This window comes from Citrobacter sp. Cs237, assembly GCF_030332325.1.
Classification (GTDB): domain Bacteria; phylum Pseudomonadota; class Gammaproteobacteria; order Enterobacterales; family Enterobacteriaceae; genus Citrobacter_A; species Citrobacter_A sedlakii.
Genome location: NZ_JAOWIB010000106.1, coordinates 502,146 through 521,006 on the forward strand (window position 1 = coordinate 502,146; position 18,861 = coordinate 521,006).

Annotated in this window: 9 protein-coding genes; 8 read left to right on the forward strand and 1 reads right to left on the reverse strand. The window is 50.3% G+C overall.

What is annotated here, in order from left to right; all coding sequences use genetic code 11:
• The first annotated feature begins 39 nt into the window (after positions 1-39).
• The gene (speB, locus tag OGY07_RS15850) at positions 40-960 is read left to right on the forward strand and encodes an agmatinase (protein WP_042290372.1); all 921 of its coding nucleotides are present in this window, start codon (positions 40-42) and stop codon (positions 958-960) included.
• Between the two features lie 68 nt (positions 961-1,028).
• Here the strand turns inward: speB and loiP are convergent, their stop codons facing one another.
• The gene (loiP, locus tag OGY07_RS15855) at positions 1,029-1,787 is read right to left on the reverse strand and encodes a metalloprotease LoiP (protein WP_042290370.1); all 759 of its coding nucleotides are present in this window, start codon (positions 1,785-1,787) and stop codon (positions 1,029-1,031) included.
• A 279-nt stretch (positions 1,788-2,066) separates the two neighbouring features.
• Between loiP and tkt the strand changes: the two genes are divergently transcribed.
• From tkt to OGY07_RS15890, 7 genes are all read left to right on the forward strand, one after another.
• Entirely contained in the window at positions 2,067-4,061 is a 1,995-nt protein-coding gene (gene tkt, locus OGY07_RS15860; RefSeq protein WP_286601617.1) for a transketolase, read from the forward strand.
• A 414-nt stretch (positions 4,062-4,475) separates the two neighbouring features.
• Positions 4,476-5,042, forward strand: a complete 567-nt coding sequence (locus tag OGY07_RS15865; protein ID WP_042290365.1) for a fimbrial protein — start codon at positions 4,476-4,478, stop codon at positions 5,040-5,042.
• A 78-nt stretch (positions 5,043-5,120) separates the two neighbouring features.
• On the forward strand, positions 5,121-5,858 hold the full coding sequence (locus tag OGY07_RS15870) for a fimbrial biogenesis chaperone (RefSeq protein WP_286601620.1): 738 nt from the start codon (positions 5,121-5,123) through the stop codon (positions 5,856-5,858).
• Between the two features lie 34 nt (positions 5,859-5,892).
• The gene (locus tag OGY07_RS15875) at positions 5,893-8,481 is read left to right on the forward strand and encodes a fimbria/pilus outer membrane usher protein (RefSeq protein ID WP_286601621.1); all 2,589 of its coding nucleotides are present in this window, start codon (positions 5,893-5,895) and stop codon (positions 8,479-8,481) included.
• The gene (locus tag OGY07_RS15880; protein ID WP_060570787.1) at positions 8,478-9,482 is read left to right on the forward strand and encodes a fimbrial protein; all 1,005 of its coding nucleotides are present in this window, start codon (positions 8,478-8,480) and stop codon (positions 9,480-9,482) included. Before OGY07_RS15875 ends, OGY07_RS15880 begins: the two co-directional genes overlap by 4 nt.
• Positions 9,483-9,506: 24 nt before the next feature.
• Positions 9,507-11,243 (forward strand): ShlB/FhaC/HecB family hemolysin secretion/activation protein, encoded by a 1,737-nt coding sequence (locus tag OGY07_RS15885; RefSeq protein ID WP_286601895.1) that lies wholly within the window; start codon positions 9,507-9,509, stop codon positions 11,241-11,243.
• A gap of 14 nt (positions 11,244-11,257) precedes the next feature.
• Positions 11,258-18,861: two-partner secretion domain-containing protein (locus tag OGY07_RS15890; RefSeq protein ID WP_286601897.1), on the forward strand; the 7,604-nt coding region annotated here is incomplete at its 3' end.

Genomic DNA, 18,861 nt, shown 5'->3' on the forward strand with positions numbered 1-18,861 from the left:
ATCTGTTTTTAATGTATCGACTTTAAAAGAGGTCTGGTCATGAGCACTTTAGGTCATCAGTACGATAACTCTCTGGTATCTAACGCGTTTGGTTTTTTACGCCTTCCAATGAACTTCCAGCCGTACGACAGCGACGCTGATTGGGTGATCACCGGCGTTCCGTTTGATATGGCGACGTCGGGGCGCGCAGGCGGGCGTCATGGCCCGGCTGCGATTCGTCAGGTTTCGACTAACCTCGCCTGGGAGCACAACCGCTTCCCGTGGAACTTCGATATGCGCGAGCGCCTGAACGTGGTGGACTGCGGCGATCTGGTGTATGCGTTCGGCGATGCCCGTGAAATGAGCGAAAAGCTGCAGGCGCACGCAGAGAAATTACTGGCTGCCGGCAAGCGGATGCTCTCCTTCGGTGGCGACCACTTCGTGACTCTGCCGCTGCTGCGCGCCCACGCGAAGCACTTCGGCAAAATGGCGCTGGTGCACTTTGATGCGCATACCGACACCTACGCAAACGGCTGTGAATTTGACCATGGCACCATGTTCTACACCGCGCCGAACGAAGGCTTGATCGACCCGAATCATTCTGTACAGATCGGTATTCGTACCGAGTTTGACAAAGACAACGGCTTTACCGTGCTGGACGCCTGCCAGGTCAACGATCGCGGTGTGGACGATATCCTCGCGCAGGTGAAACAGATCGTCGGCGACATGCCGGTTTACCTGACGTTTGACATCGACTGTCTGGATCCGGCGTTTGCTCCGGGAACCGGTACGCCGGTTATTGGCGGTCTGACTTCCGATCGCGCCATTAAGCTGGTTCGTGGCCTGAAGGATCTGAATATCGTTGGTATGGACGTGGTGGAAGTCGCGCCAGCTTATGACCAGTCGGAAATTACCGCACTGGCTGCCGCGACGCTGGCATTAGAGATGCTTTATATCCAGGCGGCGAAGAAAGGCGAATAATCACGCCATTTTGAAAGCGGGCAGCGCGCTGCCCGTGTCATAACCGGCGTTGCCGGGGTTAAAAATCGTTACTTGATACCGTCCGCTTTCATGCGATCGCGAATATGCTGCGCACGTTCTGCCGATGCCGGGTGATCGTCAAACATAGAGCTTTGACGGCCTTCTTCCAGCTTCGCCAGTTTCTCGAAACTGGTCGCCAGACCCGCCGGACTGAGGCCGCGTTTGCGCAATAAGTCGTAAGAGTAGTCATCGGCTTCTGATTCCTGGCGCTGGGAGAACTGCGAGTTCACCAGTTTTTCACCCAGATCCCCGAGCTGTGACTGGGACAGACTGCCGACAATTCCGCCCGCGGATGCCGCCGCCGCGCGTACAGCATTGGTGCCCAGCGCAACTTGCATCCCTTTCTTCACGTGACCGAGCGCCACGTGACCCATTTCGTGACCGATAACCGCTTCCACTTCGTTATCCGTCATCATGTCCATCAGGCCGCTGTAGACGCGGATACAGCCGTTCGCCATAGCAAAAGCGTTCACGTCTTTCGCCATGTAAACCTTATAGTTAACCGCCTGTCCGTTGATGTTATCGCCCAGCGCGGCGGCGATTTTACTCAGGCGCTTCGCGTACTCGCTGCTGGCAGGCGCGAGAGTGGCTTTCCCGTCCATCTCTGCGCAAGCCTGGTCGCTTAGCGCTTTCACCTGCGCATCGCTCAGGCTGTAGGCCTGAAACGCTTCGGCGCCCGATGAAAGCAGTCCGTTGGAGTCCATATTCTGGCAGCCGGTCAACACCGTCGCCATGCCCATAGCAAGCAGTAAAGCGCGAATCTTCATGTTTTTTTCTTCCGCATGAAATGAGGATTGTTCTAAAAGTGCGCCTGAGCAGATGAACCGGCGCTTATGACTAAGTATAAAGAAAAGAACAACAAGCGGGCGAGCAGATTGCGCAACATGCGAGCACGATCCGGAGATTTCTGAAGCGGCAAAAGGATGCTCCATGTACATGGCAGGCGGCTTGGGTTACATTGTTCGCACTTTTTTCCGGCGTAGCCCAAAACGCGCTGTCGTCAAGTCGTTACGGGCATGGCCTTCATCATCCGATCTGGAGTCAAAATGTCCTCACGTAAAGAGCTTGCTAATGCTATTCGTGCGCTGAGCATGGACGCAGTACAGAAAGCCAAATCCGGTCACCCGGGCGCCCCTATGGGTATGGCTGACATTGCCGAAGTCCTGTGGCGTGATTTCCTGAACCACAACCCGAGCAACCCGTCCTGGGCTGACCGTGACCGCTTTGTGCTGTCTAACGGCCACGGCTCCATGCTGATTTACAGCCTGCTGCACCTCACTGGCTACGATCTGCCAATGTCTGAACTGCAGAACTTCCGTCAGCTGCATTCCAAAACCCCGGGGCACCCGGAAGTGGGCTACACCGCTGGTGTTGAAACCACGACCGGCCCGCTGGGACAGGGTATTGCTAACGCAGTGGGCATGGCGATTGCGGAAAAAACGCTGGCCGCCCAGTTTAACCGCCCGGGTCATGACATTGTTAACCATTACACCTACGCGTTTATGGGCGACGGCTGTATGATGGAAGGCATCTCTCACGAGGTCTGCTCGCTGGCTGGTACCCTGAAACTCGGTAAACTGGTGGCGTTCTACGATGACAACGGGATCTCCATCGATGGTCACGTTGAAGGCTGGTTCACTGACGATACCGCGAAGCGTTTCGAAGCCTACGGCTGGCACGTGGTGCGCGGCGTAGACGGTCACGACGCTGACGCAATCAAACGTGCGGTAGAAGAAGCGCGCGCTGTCACCGACAAACCGTCCCTGCTGATGTGCAAAACCATCATTGGTTTCGGTTCTCCGAATAAAGCGGGTACCCACGACTCCCACGGTGCGCCGCTGGGCGATGCCGAAATCGCGCTGACCCGCGAACAACTGGGCTGGAAATACGCGCCGTTTGAAATCCCGTCTGAAATCTATGCTCAATGGGATGCGAAAGAAGCCGGCCAGGCAAAAGAGTCGGCCTGGAACGAGAAATTCGCTGCCTACGCGAAGGCTTTCCCACAGGAAGCGGCAGAATTCACCCGTCGTATGAAAGGTGAAATGCCGGCTGACTTCGACGCAAAAGCGAACGAGTTTATCGCGAAGCTGCAGGCGAATCCGTCTAAAATCGCCAGCCGTAAAGCGTCTCAGAATGCGATCGAAGCCTTTGGTCCTCTGCTGCCTGAATTCCTCGGCGGCTCCGCTGACCTGGCGCCTTCTAACCTGACCCTGTGGTCTGGTTCTAAGCCGATCAACGAAGACACTGCCGGTAACTACATCCATTACGGCGTGCGTGAATTCGGTATGACCGCTATCGCTAACGGTATCTCTCTGCACGGTGGTTTCCTGCCGTATACCTCCACCTTCCTGATGTTTGTTGAATACGCCCGTAACGCGGTGCGTATGGCTGCGCTGATGAAACAGCGTCAGGTGATGGTTTACACCCACGACTCCATCGGTCTGGGTGAAGACGGTCCGACTCACCAGCCGGTTGAACAGGTGGCTTCCCTGCGCGTGACCCCGAACATGAGCACATGGCGCCCGTGCGACCAGGTGGAATCCGCCGTGGCGTGGAAATACGGCGTTGAGCGTCAGGACGGTCCGACCGCACTGATTCTTTCCCGTCAGAATCTGGCTCAGCAGGAACGTACCGAAGAGCAACTGGCGAACATCGCGCGCGGTGGTTACGTGCTGAAAGACTGTGCTGGTCAACCTGAGCTGATCTTCATCGCTACCGGTTCAGAAGTTGAGCTGGCGGTGGCCGCATGGGACAAACTGACCGCAGAAGGCGTGAAGGCGCGTGTGGTCTCCATGCCGTCTACCGACGCGTTTGACAAGCAGGATGCCGCCTATCGTGAAACGGTACTGCCAAAAGCCGTTACCGCACGCGTGGCGGTTGAAGCCGGCATCGCTGACTACTGGTTCAAATACGTAGGCCTCAACGGCGCTATTGTGGGCATGACGACCTTCGGCGAATCCGCGCCTGCTGAGCAACTGTTCGAAGAATTTGGCTTCACCGTGGACAACGTGGTGGCTAAAGCGAAAGACCTGCTGCGATAATGGCGTACTTGCTTGAAATGGACCGCATAGCAACATAACGCGAGTTCATTCGCGCTAAAATCTGAATCCGGAAATGACACGCATTTCCGGATTTTTTTTCTCTTTTTTCTCCTCTTACCCGCGCAAAAAAACATCATAAAAATTTATTTTACTCAATGAATTTCTTGAAAAAAAGCAACTCCATATTTGGACACTGCACGTGCCATATATTTATTTAATAAATATTGATTCAAGTAATAAAAGTAATTATCCCTTATATATCAGCTGTATTCAAACTTAAACAGTCCAATAACCATTCATAAAATAAATATTGGTCCATTTTAGGATTTTATTTAGGACCGAAATGTAGTTGACACAAGCAAAAAAAACTAGAATGCATCCTCATTTCACTATTATTTTATATATGGATATAGTATGAATTATATTGCGAAAAGTGCATTACTGACGGTTCTCATTTGTGCCGGGAATGTTGCCGCTGCGGAAGATGGAACAATTACCTTTGAAGGGACGATTAGCGATGCGACCTGTACAATAACGGGGGGCGATGCTACCGGCACCTCCACGACCCCGGACTTTACTGTACATCTGCCACCCATCAGCATCACGGCATTAGCGGCGGATGGTGAGCGTGCAGGGGACACACCATTCTTTATTAAACTCAGCGGCGCAAACTGTGCGAACGGAAAGGTTGCCAGCGTCTTCTTTGAACTCGCGCAAAGTACAAATATCGACAATGCTACCGGTAACCTGAAAAACACCGTTGCTGCAGATAGCGGCGGCGCGAATAAAGTGCAGGTGGGTTTGCTTGATGCTAATAAAGCGATTCTGAATCTGACGACGGCCAACGAATCAGCGATCACCAAAACGGTGAGCGGTAATACTGCGCAGTTTGACTACTGGGCGCAGTATGTTGCTACCGGCGGCGCGGCTACCGCTGGTGAGGTCAGTACTGAAGTGGTTTATTCCATCAAATATCAGTGATCCCCTAATAAATTAATCATGTATTAGCCAAATGGCGGAGAACATCCGCCATTAAATTCATCTGAAGGAGCAGGTTGAATGATAAGGAAGTTGAGTGTCGGTATCGCGGCGGTGTTAAGTCTGGCTTGCTCGTTTCAGGCCATGTCGACGATTCAAATTATGTCGACGCGCGTTGTGCTTAATGCGGCAGAAAAAGAACAAAGCGTGCGTATTAACAACGTGGGGGCCCAGCCCACATTAACGCAAGTGTGGCTATCTACCACAGAGAAAAACATCGGTGCCGAGAAGGAGCAGTTACCCTTCTTTATTAACCCGCCGGTAGCCCGCATTAACAGCCAAAAAGGGAAAGTATTCCGTATCTTCCAGACCGACGAGGCCATTAATAAATACCCTAAAGATCGTGAAACCATGCTCTGGTTGAACGTATTAGATATCCCACCTGAATTACCTGAAGATGCGAACAAGAATCAGATAAAAATGGCATTCAGGACGCTGATTAAATTCTTCTACCGTCCGGCAGGTTTGAAAGGAAACCCGATGGAAGCTGCGGATAATTTAACATGGGAATTACAAAAAACCGCGAAAGGCTATGCCGTTACGGGTACGAATAGATCGCCTTATTACGTCAGTATGACGAACGCCTGGCTGCTCAACGCCGAGGGTAAAGAGAGTGAAGTGGAAGGACAGATACTTGCCCCTTACAGCCAACTGACTTACCACTTTCCGCAGGTTAATGCTGTACAGGGGAAAGGCGTATTTAAATACAACTACATTACCGATTTAGGTGCTTATATCAAACGTACTTATACGTTCTAAACGTTAAGGATATTGTTGCCAGGATGGTTGCTGCATGTTCCCTTTTATTAAAAAAGAAATAACACAACATCAAATCAAGCGACTTATGACGACCTGGGTTGCTGTTGCGGTACTGTCCTCATTTTCCGCATCGGCGGCGAGTGAAGGCCAGGCCATAAATTTTTCTCGTGGGTTTATGAAGTTTTATGATAGCGGAATTGACCTCACGCAGTTCGACGGCAAAGACAAAATCCTACCCGGCAACTATAAGCTGGAGGTCTACAGCAATCGTACAAAAATTGACGCATGGATGATCACATTCGTTGCGGCGCAAAACGAACAGGGGGTCAACGCCTGCCTGAAACCCGAAATGATCATCCGCTTTGACGTTGATACCTCAAAGCTGCCGGAGAACTGGAAGAACGCAGACTGCATTATCCTGCCGGCGTTAATTCCTGGCGCTACCGTGAAATACAATCAGGACGATGAACAGCTTGACGTCACCATTCCTCAGGCGATGCTGTTAAATACGCCGGTAGGGTATATCAGTCCGGAATTATGGGATGACGGTGTGCCTGCGTTAATGTCTTCCTACACCTTTAGCGCAACCAGCGCGCGCTATCGACCAGGGGAGGATAACTCGAATTACCTCTATGGTAACATGCACAACTCGTTGTCTTTAGGGGCGTGGCGTTTTACAACCTATGACAGCATGATGTCCGGCAGTGATACGAGTGAGTCTGGTATACAACATATTCAGGCTTATGCCGAACGCGCCATTGCGCCGATTAAGTCGACAATTGTGTTGGGCGACCTCAACACCACTGGTGATTTTTTCGATACTACGGCGCTACGGGGCGCGCGCCTGGCGACGGACGATCGGATGTTACCGGATTCCGTGCGTAATTACGCGCCTGTAGTGCGTGGGATTGCGAACAGCAACGCCACGGTTACTATCACGCAGGCAGGGAATACGATTTTCGAAAAAGTCGTCCCACCGGGCGAGTTTGCGATTAGCGATCTGTATGCCACCGGTTACAACGGCGACCTGGAGGTCACCGTCAAGGAAACCAATGGCGATGAAACGCATTTCTCCGTACCGTATTCCAGCGTCCCGCAGTTGTTGCGAGAAGGCTATTCACGCTACTCCGTGTCTGCCGGCGAGATCCGCGACACGTGGCTTTCCGAGGATCCGCAACTGCTGGAAGGGACCATCCAATATGGTCTGCTCAATAACCTCACGGGTTATCTCGGTGGGCAAAGCGCTTTCGACGGCGACTACGCTTCATTAATGACAGGTTTAGCGGTGAATACCCGCCTCGGCGCGCTGGGTCTTGATGTAACACGGTCTTTTACTCACTTCGACGATCAGCCGGAGACTCAGGATTGCGGTACATTTTGCGATATGAGTCTGCGGATAAGCCTGGCGAAGAGCCTGCCGGATATCGGCACCAACTTCAGTTTGGTCGGCTACCGTTATTCGAGCAAAAATTACTACTCCTTGTCCGATGCGATAAGCCTTAAACGCAGCCTTGATACGGGCGATACGGATTACTATCCATCACGCTATCGCGAGCGTCTTGAAGCCAACATCAATCAGACATTACCTCCCGGTTGGGGAAGTTTTTATGTGAGCGGATTTGTTGGCAACGTCTGGAATGATGAGTTAGGACAGAATGAAAAGTCCAACTTTGTCGTTGGGTATAACAACCAGTTTGGCAGAACGACCTGGGGTATCTCTTTTGGCCGCACGCATAGCGAAGATGGCGAACGTGAAGACACGGTTTACCTAAACGTCAGTCTGCCGCTCGGCAACCAGTACGACAGAAACGTGCGCCTCGGCGCTAACTTTAGCTATAACAGCGACGACGCGAATTTCCGAACCTCCTTAAATGGCTCTGCCGGCGAGCGTTCGCAGTTCGGTTTTGGCGGTTACTTCAGCCAGTCAAACCAGCCAGAAACCAACTTCGGTATGAACCTATCCTATACGGGAGAAAGCGCTTCCGGCGGCGTGACCTACAGCCAGTCCAGAGACAGTTTCATGGCAGGCGTGAACTTCAACGGCGGAATGGTAGTGCACCAGGGCGGGGTTAACTTTGTGCCAATGCTCGCTGATACCATTGGTATTGTTGAAGCGAAAGGGGCTGAAGGATCGCATGTGTATCCGGACTCGAATGCAATCATTAAAGATAATGGATATGGGATTATCAGTTATCTGTCACCCTACAGATACAATGAAGTGTACGCCGATCCTAAAGGTACTCGCTTTGACGTAGAAGTCGATGATACGCGCCGTACAATTGTTCCTACCGCCGGGGCAGCCGTCCTCATAAAAATGGATGCGCAAAAGGATAAGCAAACTTTTGTCCATTTCGTATTGAATACGGGGGAGATTATTCCTTTTGGCGCGCCCATACTCAATGGCGAGGGGGATAATATTGGCATGGTGGGCCAGAATGGTCTTGCTATGGTTTCACTGCAAAAAGGGAAAAATACGCTTTTAATTAAATGGAAAAAACAAAAGCAGTCATTCCAGTGCCGGTCAAGTTATGACGTGACTGAAAAAGAACATAATGCTGATGAATCAGAGAGCGCTTTTAAAGCTGTCGATATTCATTGCGAAAAGGAAGAATTAACAAAATGAAACGGATTTTATCAGGGCTATTGATGTTAGCGGCGGGCATACTGTTTTCGGTCAGTAGTAATCAAGCTTATGCTGCGCTTTGTGAATTAACGTCACCGTTGGCGATGTTGAATATCACAGATGATATTACACTTAAGCCTGCAGAGAAGGGAGCTGCAGGTACTGTACTCTGGAGTAAAACCTTTTCGGTGCCGGATATTAGCTATAAGTGTAATAGCGCTACGCAGTCAACCTGGCATTCCTCTTATACGCGCAATTACATTACCTCGCAGATCGATAATGTCTATGTCACGGAAATTCCGGGTATCGGTATCCGCATGAAGTGGCCTACTCAGGCCGCTGACGCCTGGTTACCCGGTAACTCAGGGGCTGCGGTGACGTGTGCTGCCGGATGTTCGATAAAAAATAGCACGGTGCTGGTCGAGTTTGTTCAGACGGGGACGCTCAATGCTGGGGAGAGTTATATTCCGGTAGGAAGCGTTGCAGAGGCCTCGGTTATTCCGACAGCAGATTCCAGCGATAAATTATCCATCTTATCAATTAATTTTGGCACGGCGATTAAAGTTAAACCCTATTCGTGCACTCTTTATCCATCAACAAATTATATCGATTTGGGAACCTATAGTCTGGCTGATTTTGTTAAAGATAATTCGAAGCAAGGGGATAAAAAAGAGTTCACTATTACTGTGACCTGCCCCGAACCCGCAAACGTCAAGCTGCAGTTTGACACAGTGATTAACCCACAGTTCGCTTCTCTCACAGGGGTACTGGGTGTTGAGACAGGCGAGGGATACGCGAAAAATTTTGCGATACGTCTTTATGAAAAAAGCCGTTACAGCTCTACTGCGCTAACGCTTGGACAAGCTAAAGAGTACCCGGTCACATCAATGCGGACCAATACCTATCAGGCACAAATATATGTGCCGGCCGACATCCAGCGCGATTCGCAGCTGACAGCCGGAAAAGTTGTGGGCGTTGTTGTATACACAATGATTAATTAAATATAAATATCAGGGAATGATGTGATGATATATTCACGATTTTTATTAAAACAGATGGTTTTAATTGTGCCACTTTTACAAGTGGCACATGCCGCTATGCTTCCCGGTCAGCAAAATAAGCAAGAACTGGACAGACTCGAAAGACAAAGTAATCAGTTCTTAATTGAAGAGGCGAAACGTACAGAAGCGCTTTTGCAAAAACAAAGAGCGCTGCGCGGTAGCGAAGAAGAAGGCGGGCTGCCAGCTGATTCACAGTGGAAATTTAAAGTCGATAAAATTGTCATTCTGGATGACGCTCGGTTCGACAGCTCGCCGCAACGAGAAGAAATCGTTCAGCGCTATGTGGGAAAGGAACTGGGAAAAGCCGAAATTTTTTCGTTGGTCAAAGAACTGACGGATTTTTATATTGCTCGTGGCTATGCTACAACCCTTATAAGTATTGAACCTGGTAATATTAAAAGCGGCTCGTTAACGCTTCGTGTACTGTGGGGAAAGATTAACGATTTTAAAGTGAACGGTCAAGAACCTTCATTTCGTGAACACACGCGTTTATTTACCGCCTATCCCTTTGCCAAAGGGAAGGTGCTCAATATGCAGGATATTGACCAGAGCGTGGAAAATTTATTACGCGTATCGGATGCTGACAATATTCATGTTCAGCCCTCGGTGATTAATGGCTATTCCGATCTCAATTTACTGCATCAGCCATCATTTCCGGTATCTCTCACCGCAGGTCTCAATAACTCGGGCACTCAGGCGGAGGGCTGGCAGCAATACTATGGCAGTTTTACCGGTAAAAATATTGCCGGGCTAAATGATATTTTTAATGCTTATTACTCCTGGAACAACCTTAATAATCCGGATGACAAACAGGACTCCTGGTCTTTTAGCTATGGTGTCCCATTGGGATACTGGGGATTTGATGCGAATTACTATAAATCTCAATACACTAAAAGCATTGATGGTGGGTACGACATTTATGAGTCAGACGGAAACTCAGAACGCGCGTCACTGCGTATAAGCCGTATGCTTATGCGTGGTGCAACCGGTAAAACAAGTGCGTGGATGAAAGTTGAGCGCCGGGATAACTACAATGGAATTGAACATTCGCAAATTGATGTCAGTTCAAAAAAATACACCTCGCTTGCTACTGGCCTGACGTATGTCGGCGCGCTGGGCGGTGGTTGGGTCTATGGTGATATTGGCGTAACGGCTGGGGTTCCATGGTTTGGTTCTGCCTGGAAAGGCGATCCGGACCTGGAGGGTTTTGACCTCAATTATATTAAATATAACGGCATTGTCAGCTGGACTCGCCCTCTTTATAAAGTGGGAAGGCTGGGGGTTACGTATGAATTAAACAGTGGCTTCCAGTATTCGCCAGATGTGCTGGTGAGTGACGCAAAAGTCACAATTGGCGATGAATATACGGTTCGGGGCTTCAAAGACGATAATGTAATGAGCGATAGCGGAGCATGGATCGCAAATACTCTGCAATTCCCTTTTGATGTGGGTGTGGCTGGTGTTTATCAGTTGACGCCTTATATGGGCTACGATCTCGGATTCACTAAAGATAATTGTCCTGAGGGTGTCGATGCGTGTGATGGGCAGTTCATGATGGGCGCGTCAGTAGGTATCAAAGCAAGCGGTAAATATTTCTCCTCCTATGTTATGGCAGGTTGGCCCATCAGAAAACCAGATTCAATGGATGAACAGACTGTAGATGATGCAGTTGTCTATTACAAAACGGAAATTACTTTTTAATTTAGGGACACATTATGAATCGACAAAATGTTAAAGCTGAGAAGTTGAATGCCAGCAACTTGCATAAAAAACTTGGCCCATTATATCTGTCATTGGCGAGTATTTTATCGCCTGCCGTTGAAGCAGCCACCACACCGGACAATCGTCAATCAAACGGTCCCACGATGGGCCAGACGGCGAATGGCACGCCGTTGATTAATATCGCTAACCCTAATGCGAAGGGCGTTTCATTAAATAAATTCACTGAATTTAACGTTGACCAGAAAGGCGTTGTCTTTAATAACAGCATGCAAGAAGGCGTGACCAAAATTGGAGGTTACGCGGTTAAAAATGGTCAACTGCAGCAGGAAGCCAGTGCGATTATCAGCGAAGTCACAGGTGCGAAGGCCTCGTATATTAATGGCACGATGGAAGTTTTCGGTAAAAAAGCCGACATTATTATTGCGAACGAAAATGGTATTAGCGTCAACGGCGCGACGACCATTAACGCCAATAGTCTGACCCTCAGCACCGGTAAAGTACAGGCAAATCAGGACGGTACTTATAAACTTGCCGTCGATAAGGGAAACATCACCGTCACCGGGCAGGGTATTAACACTGAAGGCTTAAGCTATTTTGATATCGTCAGCCGCAGCGCCCAGCTTGAAGGCGAAATCGCCGGTAAGGCAGACCTGAAGGTTTTGGCCGGACAGAACGACTATGAGCTTGCCAGCCGTAGCCATACCGTTCGTAGCCAGGGCGATGGGCAGGGGCCTGCTGTTGCTATCGATGGTAGCGCGCTGGGTTCCATGTACGGCGGTAAAATTCAGTTAATCAGCACCGAATCTGGCGCGGGTGTGCGCCACGCAGGTGGTATTATTTCCAGCGGTGATTTAGAAATTAGCGCAGACGGGGATATCACGCTGGCCAGCCTGCACAGCGATAAAAATATTACGCTAAACGGCAACAATATTGCGACCACCAAATCCAGCAATAGCGCGATGGGCGTTGAAGCGCAAAATGACATTGTGTTTAATGCGCTTGCTGGCGTTACCCTCAATAACGATGTGATTTCCTCTGCGGGTAAGATCCGTATTGACGCCAGTTCGCTGGTGCAAAATGCCGCCTCGCTGATTACCAACGCGACGGCGACGACCTCTGTACCAGCCATCCAGATCAACGTTGCCGGACAATATACGCTGAATGGCAAACTCCAGGCGCTGGATGCAAATGGCAATATCATCAGCAATGGCGTTGTGACGCTGAAAAAGGGTGACTTCGTCGTCCTGGTGGACGGCAAGGAAGTCGCGTTCAGCTCACTGGTATCGGATGTTCAGGTTATCAGCCACAGCGGAGATATTCAGATTACCGCTGGCAGTATGACCAATAACGGCGGCTCTGTACTGGCGAAAAAAGGCACTTTGCAGGTTAATCTGACTGGCGCGTTTGAAAGCAGCGGTGCCGTTAACGCCAGCGGCAATATCGTTATCGCTTCCGGATCGGCGAAAAATAATGGCGTGATCTATGCGTCTGGCACCCAGACGCTCACCGTTGGCGACCTGGATAACAGCGGCCGAATCTTTGCCGATAAAAAACTGGTGATGAATGCCAGCGCCCTCAATAACAAAGGGGTAATCGGCGTCACGCAAGGGGAAATGCAGCTTGCCAGCCGCGGAAACCTTATCAATAGCGGTACGATCAGTAGCGACGATGCAACCATCGATGTAAGTGCTGAAGGTGATATCGACAACAGCGGCAATATCATCAGCAATAAAAATGACGTTACCGTCACTGCGAAAGGCAAGTCGCTGAAAAATACCGGCGCCATTGAAGGCCGCAGTATCGCGCTAACGACTTCTGATGCAGATGCCACTCTTGAAAACCGCGGCACCGTGAATGCTAAACAGAAAGTTCAGGTGAAGACCGCGAAGCTAAGCAATACTGGCGGTACGCTCAGTTCGTCGGGCGATATGGAATTGAAGGTGAGCAAGCAGCTCGCCAACACCAGCGGCGGTGAAATTCTGGCGGCGGGTAAACTGTCACTGGATGGCGAAAATGTGACGACAGTGGTGAATGACGATGCCGGTTGGATCCAGGGCAAGTCCGTTTCGTTGACCAATCTTGCGTCGCTGTCTAATACCCAGGATGGGGTTATCTTAGCCACGGAAGATCTTACGCTTACCGGTATTAATACGCTGACGAATGACGCATCGACAATTCAGGCGACGACGCTCCTGCTCGATCAGATTGATACGCTTAATAACGTCAATACCGGGACAATCTACAGCGGTGATAGCCTGCAATTGTCGAATATTGAATCCCTTAAAAACGATAATTCCCAGCTGATTGCCGAAGGCGCTCTTTCACTCAGCCATCTGTCCGACATTTCAAACCAGAATGGCGCGGTGGTGGTCAGTGGCACGCAGCTTGCCATCAACAATGTTGATTCATTAACCAACAGCGGTGGCGCGGTGATTCAGGCAGGTGGCGCGCTCAATATAACTTCCGTTGATACGCTGAATAACGCTTCCGACGCTTCCATTGTGGCGTCAGGCGATATGACGTTTGACGGCGTTCGGGAACTGACTAACCAGGCTGTCATCCTTAGCAACAGTGCGATCACCCTGCAAAATGGCGATACGCTTAAAAATGAAGGCGTTGTACAGGCCGGAACCGATCTGATTATCCGCAATATCAGAAACCTGATTAACCAGGGGAGCGACCATGTGTTAATGGCCTTGCGTAACCTGACGATTGAAGATGTGGATGCCCTGACCAACGCCGACCAGGCCGTGATTACAGCAAGTATGCATACTGTACTCACTGCGATCGGTCTGCTGACGAACCTGTCAGGTTCCTTGATTCAGGCGGTTGACGGTACGCTGACTATCGCCGCGGATACCTTGACCAACAGCGGCGGCACGGGGGAATACGTATCGACTCTGGTCGCGGGCGGCGACCTGACTATCGATGCTAATAATCTGACGAATGATGATGGCGGCGCTATTGTCTCGTCTGATAATAACCTGACGCTGAATATTGCGCAGGTTTTAAATAACACAAATTCGGCGGTAATCGTCGGTGGCCGAACCACCACGCTGAACGTGACGAACGGTGATATTAACAACAGCGCTGATTCGCTTATCGCCGGTTATGATATTAACGTCAACGCCAGGGCTATGGCGAATGATGACAACTCGTCTATTGTTGCCGATCGCGATCTGACGCTCAAACTGGCCAGCCTGAATAATACCTCTGGTATTCTGGAAGCCGGGCGGATTTTGTCTCTTGATCTCGACGCCAGTTTGACCCTTGACAATCTCAGTAAAAACATTCGGGCAGGAAGTGAGCTAAACATTTCGACGCAGGGTGATTTTACGAACAATGCCATGCTGGAAATCATCGGCGATATGAACGTGGACGCCGAAGGCGACTTCGTCAATAACATGTCCATTGTCACCGGCGGTGATTTAGATATTAATGCGAAGAATGTGACTAATGGCGCGCAAAGTCTGCTGTGGACAATGGGCGATTTGAGTCTTGAAGCGCGCAACGGACAGTTTATCAATGCCGTTGGCGGCAACGTGCTTAGCATGGGTGATTTGTCAATTATCGCGAAAGAAATCTGGAACCAGGCGGGGATAATCCGGGCAGAAAAAGATATTTATCTGGATGCTGAAGTCATTACCAATGAAAGCACCTACAGCGGTGATGAAATTTCAGTCACTGGTGCGCAGATTGCGACTGTATCGTATGAGACGATCGAGCATGCATTGACGAAATCTTTTACGCATATTGGGTTAGATATGCCGACCGTCACATCCGGCCTGCAACTGGAAAACCAGGCGGAGATCAGCGCAGGTGGCAATATCAATATCAACCAGCGTGATATTTACGATACCCACGATGTGTTTAATACCGGTGGTCTGATACAGGCGGCGAAAGATATCACCATCACAGGTAACGTCTATAACTCGCCGCGCTATGGCGAACTCACGCTTTACGATTACTTGCAACTTCCGCTCAGCAAGCAAGGATCCCTTACCTATCGCTGGGAGCTTGCATCAGAGCACCAGTCAAGCTGGGAATTCGATACGCTTTATCAATTCCTTGACTTTGAATTCGGCGGGGGCAGTGCGGCAAACAAAATTGACTCAAAAGGGGGCGGCACTGATGCGGAAAAAGAGCTCTGGTTTAACGCAGTAGTGATGTTAGGTAATCAATCAACATTATTTAACAGCATGATGATCCGAATTTTCGGCGAAAACTGGCAAACGTCTAATTATAACAAATTGTGTAATATTTGGGCGCAACAAACCGCATCAGACAATGCAGGGCTGAAGGCCAATAAAACCTATTATGTGCCGCAGGAAAAAGGCGAAATTACCGCTGGCGGCAACTTCACGCAGAATGGTGGGGTGCTGGATAATGGTATTGCCGGGGCAGGGGTGATTAACGCCAACGCCAATATCAGCGATATTGATGTAGGTGATTATACCGTTGACACCGTTATTGCGGGCTATGATGTTAACGTCAATACCAAAACTATTGATGAGCTGTCCATGGGTATCAGCCCCATGCCGACCATCAAAGATATGATCTCGATCCCGGGAATGTTTGAAATCTCCACCGATTTCAAGAAAACCACAGAAGCGGCGAAAAATGGCGAGGATTATCCGGGACCCGCTAACAATATCGTGCCGATTTTTGAAACCCGTCCATCAATGATAGACCAGAGCGGTTATACCGGATCGGACTATTTCTTTGATCAGGTGGGTTACGATCCGCAACAACCGGTCAATGTGATCGGCGACAATTATTTTACCTCTGAGCTGATTCGCCGCGAAATTTCCGCTTCGGTTGGCAGCTTCTTCTCAATTCGCGACGGCCTGGAGGGCGATGCGCTTGTCCAGGCATTAATGGATAACGCAGGTGAAGCGGCGAAGGATAGCGAGCTTGGCCTGGTGGTTGGCGAACCGTTGTCTCAGGAGCAGCGTAGCAATCTGGATAAAGATATCGTCTGGTTTGTTAACCAAAATGTAAACGGTGTGGATGTATTGGTTCCGGTTGTTTATCTGTGCCCGGAAACGCTGCGTCAGATGGAAAGCGGCGACGTTAACGGCGGCAGCGCGACAATCCATGCTGGTAATGACATGAACGTTGATGCCAGTGAAATCAACAATATGAATGGCTCAATTTCGTCTGGCGGCGACATGACGCTGGTCTCTGACGGCGATATTAATAACGTCAGTAACGGTATGAACTCCGGTATTTCCGCGGGTGGCGATATGAGCATGACGACCACCAATGGCGATATCAACAATAATGGCGCGGCTATCAGTGCCGACGGTGATATTGCGATGAGCGCTGAAAATGGCGATATCACCATGACGGCAAGCGTGGGTCGGGGTGAAGATGGCAAGCAGATTATTCATGCCTACGATGATGGCGTGACTGCTGGCGGTAGCATCAGCATGGAAGCGAAATCAATCACCTCAAACGCGTCAGATATTACCGCGGGTCAGGATGTCAATATGAAGGCCACAGAGGGGGACGTGACCTTCAACGACCTGCATGAAATTGATGCGACCCGCACCATTGATAACGATGTGCAAAATGCCTTTAATTTCTCGTTATCAGATACCTCCACCACGACGGGCACCGCTATTGGCAGTAATGTGTCGGCTGGCGGGAATATGAACATTGAGGCTAAAAATGATGTTGTGATGGAAGGCGGCACCTATTCTGCGCAGACCGGCTCGATCTCGGCAGAAAACAATGTCACGATTAAAACCTCAGAGGATGTCTCTCATTCGGAAGAGCACACCTCCAGCCGCGAATTCCGTATGGGGGCTGGGGTCAGCGGTGGTGGTCAGACAGTGGAAACGGACTATGGCACGATGTCGGGTGGGTCTAATACAACCACGACAGGCGATTACGTTAGTGCCGGTTCACAATCCGATACGTCGGCTATTGGTAAAAAGCCTGGACGCGCGCCGGTAAACGATACCGCGGGTTTCAGTCTCGAATTTAATTCTCAAAGTGATTCTACCGTTACTGACAGTAAAAAGAATACGAATGCCTCGATCAGTTTTGCCGAGTCGGGATCGATCAACGCCAATAAAACCGTGGATATCGGTGGTGCTGACCTGAGCGCGGGCGACTCTCTGAGTATTAATGCTGAAGATGTCACCAGCACTAAATACCTCGATGAAGAGAAGACCACCACCACGCATAAAGAGATGAATTTTGGTATTTCTGGCGAAGCGCACAGTACCCTTGCCGATTCCGCCGATAAGGCCGGTAACCTGGTCGAGAAATCGCAGGATGGCCAGGAGCTTAATGCGGGGACCACAGCCGCAGAAGTGCTTGGCGATGCGTCGAATTTGTTACTTAACGATATTGCGGGCGCGTCCATAACGATTGGCGGCGGTTCGAAGAAATCGACATCCACTACCGAAACGACATCGGAAAATATCACCAACATTAATGCGAAAAATATCTCTATCAATACTAAAAAAGACACCACCCTCAATGGTGTCGATATTAAGGGCGAGGAGGTAGAAATTAACGCCGGTGGCGACGTGTCGATGAATGCGGCGAAATCGACTTCCAGCTATTCCAACTCCAGCGAAGAACATTCTGGAGGGGTCACGGCAGGCGTTGGTGTGGATCTGACCGGAATCAGCGGCGGTGCGTCCGTTGACTACAGCGGTAATAAAGAAAATGGTTCCGGTGACTCAACCACCTACACCAACAGCACTATCACCGCCGATAACGTGAAGATCAAAACTGGCGGCGATATGTCCATGACCGGGGCAAATATCGAGGCCAATACCGCGGATGTCGACGTGGCAGGGGATCTGGATATTACCTCCGTCCAGGATACGGTTCATACCGAAAATGCCCGACAGAACTGGGGAGCGTCGGTGGGTGTCGCCGTATCGGGTAAAGGGGTTACGCCCACCGCTGCGGTAAACGCGGGTGGTGGCTCCGAGGCGCATGACGCAGCGACCACGGCAAAACAATCCGGCATTCACACGAATGGCGAAGTGAATGTGAAAACCGGCGGCGACCTGAACATGACAGGGGCGAATATTGTCTCTGAAGAGGGTACCGGCTCCGTGAACGTGGCTGGCGACATTAACGCCCGGACCCTCGAAGACAGTGTGGAACAGGATGGTCTGTACGGTGGCGGTGGTGTGGGTATCGGTGGCGTGCCGGGCAAGAAAGGCGGCGTGCCATCGGCAAACCTTTATGTTGATACGGTTGATGAAATTCATCGTGATGAAACGCAAAAATCGACCATTTCCGTTGGTGATATCACCAGTAAAGGCACGACCGGCGAGATCAATACCAATAAAGACGAAATGTCTGTCGTCACGCGTGATGAGAAGGAAGCGGGCAACAATATCTCCTTTACGCTGGCCGATCCGGGCATCGGTAAGAAAAATAAAGGCAGCTATGACCTTGATACGCCAGATGCGCCTAAGAACAAAGGCAACGGTAGCACCGGCGAGAAAAAGACAGATTTCACTCCGGGCAAACCGCCGCGTAGCGAAGACGTTCCGGCCGTCACGCCGCAGAAGTCAGAGGATCTGAAACCGGCGCCGAAACCGGCAGACAGCGAAACGAAGAC